At 64.4% G+C, this 2,233-nt stretch carries 2 protein-coding genes and 1 pseudogene; 1 reads left to right on the forward strand and 2 read right to left on the reverse strand.

Features of this window, described 5'->3' with window-relative positions; genetic code table 11:
- Window positions 1-194 precede the first annotated feature (194 nt).
- On the reverse strand, window positions 195-989 hold the full coding sequence (locus FJV41_RS48815; RefSeq protein WP_141649459.1) for an MmyB family transcriptional regulator: 795 nt from the start codon (window positions 987-989) through the stop codon (window positions 195-197).
- Between the two features lie 123 nt (window positions 990-1,112).
- Between FJV41_RS48815 and FJV41_RS48820 the strand changes: the two genes are divergently transcribed.
- Entirely contained in the window at window positions 1,113-1,499 is a 387-nt protein-coding gene (locus tag FJV41_RS48820) for a hypothetical protein (protein ID WP_141649460.1), read from the forward strand.
- 108 nt (window positions 1,500-1,607) lie between these two features.
- Here the strand turns inward: FJV41_RS48820 and FJV41_RS48825 are convergent.
- A pseudogene (locus tag FJV41_RS48825) lies at window positions 1,608-2,108 on the reverse strand (integrase core domain-containing protein); the annotation flags it as partial.
- Between the last annotated feature and the right edge of the window lie 125 nt (window positions 2,109-2,233).

Consider the following 2,233-nt stretch of genomic DNA (forward strand, 5'->3'; position numbering starts at 1 on the left):
CCGGGTGTGGCGTGCGCAGCCAGTACGCGCTGACCTTCAACGACTTCGCGTACAGCGTCTCCACCTCTACCGCCGCTGGGGGCCCGCTCGCGCTCCCGTACGCCACCAGGTGCCCGAAGGCCGCCAGGGGCTCTCTCGTTGACGAGACAGCGCGATTCGCTGTCGAGCCCCTGCCATCGATCAGGCTTTTTGCCTCAGCGTGGGTAGAACTGCTCGATGGTGATCTCCTCCGCCAACGCATGGAGGGGCGCGCCAAAGGTCGTGACTGTTGTGAACCACTGGGTGGTGACTCCGTCGACCTCGAAGGTCAGCGGAACCAGGACGGATCCAGCACCGCCAGGCATTGTTGCTGGTAGCGCACGGGCTTCCGGGCAGGTGAGTACTCTCTCCAATACGCGTGCGACCTCGGAGCGGGGACCGCGCAGCCGTGCATTCTCCCTGAGCCGACTGAGCAGGAAGCCCGCGACCTCGGGCCAGTTCCCAATCGCCGCTCGCACACGACCTGGGGAAAAGACCAGGTCCATCAGGTTGATTCTCCTGAGCGCGTCTCGTCCCTGGCCCATCAGCGTGAGTGCGCCGGTGTTGGCGTCGAGCACCGTCGATGCCGCGTCGAGCACGAGGGCGGGATAGGGGTCGTGCGTTCTGAGAATCATCGCCGCGGCCTGGCGGATCTCCTTCATCTCCTCACTGTTCCAATCACTCTCGCCAAACTCAGGCGCGAAGCCCGCCGCGACAAGCAGGGCGTTGCGCTCTCGCAAGCCCAGCATCAATGCTCCAGCCAGTCGCATGACCATGTACTGGCTGGGGGTCGTCCGGCCTGACTCGATGAATGCCAGGTGTCGAGGAGAGACCTCGGCGTCGAGCGCCAGCCCAAGCTGGCTTTTGCCTCGCAACGCACGCCAATCTTTCAGCAGCGTACCCAGTTCGCTGGTGGTTCCGGGGCCGTTCTTCCGGTGGCCCCTCGCCGGCACGTCGTCGATATCGCGCATCAAAAGGCCCCTTTCGTGGCTCTAGTCGATTCATGCCCGCCGACGCACTTCCCTCCGAGGTCATTGCGAGATGGCTGGGCAAAATCGAATCTTCAGGCTCTCTCGTCACCGGAAAGCTTCCTCATGACAGACCGCCTCGTCTATCGCTTCGATGCCATTGCCGCCATCACCATGGGGAGTGCCCTCCTGGTTGTGGCGACGCCCCTCACCACGCTCGCAGGCTGGTCGTTGCCACCCGCCTTCCTGTTCGGCGTGGGGTTGTTTCTCGTGCCGTGGGCTGGTTTCAATGCCTGGGTCTCCGGCCAGCCGTCTGTTCCCCTCCTGGCCGCGCTGGTGCACCTCACGGTGGATGGCTTGTGGGTGATGGGGAGCGTGGCGCTCCTGGTCGCTCACGGTTCCAGCATGACGCTTGTGGGCATCGTGCTCCTGATAGGACAGGCCGTGACTGTGCTCGGTGTCTTCGCGCTCAAGCTCGGGCCTGTGGCCCGCCCCCACCTTGCTCGCAGGTGAGCCGAAGGCTCAATGGAAGGGCATTCCTGGCGGAGGACCTGGGTCTTGGAGTGCTCGATGGGTGGCCAAGCGGAGCTCCTGACCTGCCTGGATCCTTCGGACCACTGATTACGAGAGAGGTGCCGGCCGGGATGGGTTGGGTACCACTGCTTCGCACTGCCGTCGAAATTCCAGAGGCGTGAGGTAGCCGAGGCTCGAGTGTGGCCGGACCAGGTTGTAGTGCTGCCGCCACGCCTCGATGACAACCTTTGCCTCTACCCTGGAACGAAACCATTCCATGCTGAGGCACTCGTCGCGAAAGCGTCCGTTGAAACTCTCGTCGGTGCCGTTCTGCCAGGGCTTGCCCGGCGCGATGTGCGCCAGCTCGATGCGAGCCTCCGCGGCCCACCGCAGGATGGCCGAGGCGACGAACTCCGGCCCGTTGTCACTGCGCATGTGCCTGGGCGCCCCTCTTTGACTCACCAGCTTCGACAGCACCTCGACTACCCTTCCGGAGCGGATGGCGCCTGCGACGTCGATGGCAAGGCACTCGCGCGTCCACTCGTCCACCACCGTGAGGCATTTGAGCTGCTGTCCGTTGGCGCAGCCGTCGAAGACGAAGTCGTAGCCCCCTGTGTCAGGGAAGATGTCGCCTCGGCTGACGTGCCGAGCTGACGACGCCCTGGGGGCGAGCGCAGGCGGTTGAAGTGCCGTACACAGACGCATTCAAGGCGCAGATGGTGAAGCGGATGATG

The organism is Myxococcus llanfairpwllgwyngyllgogerychwyrndrobwllllantysiliogogogochensis, assembly GCF_006636215.1.
Classification (GTDB): domain Bacteria; phylum Myxococcota; class Myxococcia; order Myxococcales; family Myxococcaceae; genus Myxococcus; species Myxococcus llanfairpwllgwyngyllgogerychwyrndrobwllllantysiliogogogochensis.

Bases quoted from the DNA above. Each gene is read 5' to 3' on its own strand.
- FJV41_RS48815 (WP_141649459.1), bottom strand. From the start codon at position 989: ATGCGCGATATCGACGACGTGCCGGCGAGGGGCCACCGGAAGAACGGC.
- FJV41_RS48820 (WP_141649460.1), top strand. From the start codon at position 1,113: ATGACAGACCGCCTCGTCTATCGCTTCGATGCCATTGCCGCCATCACC.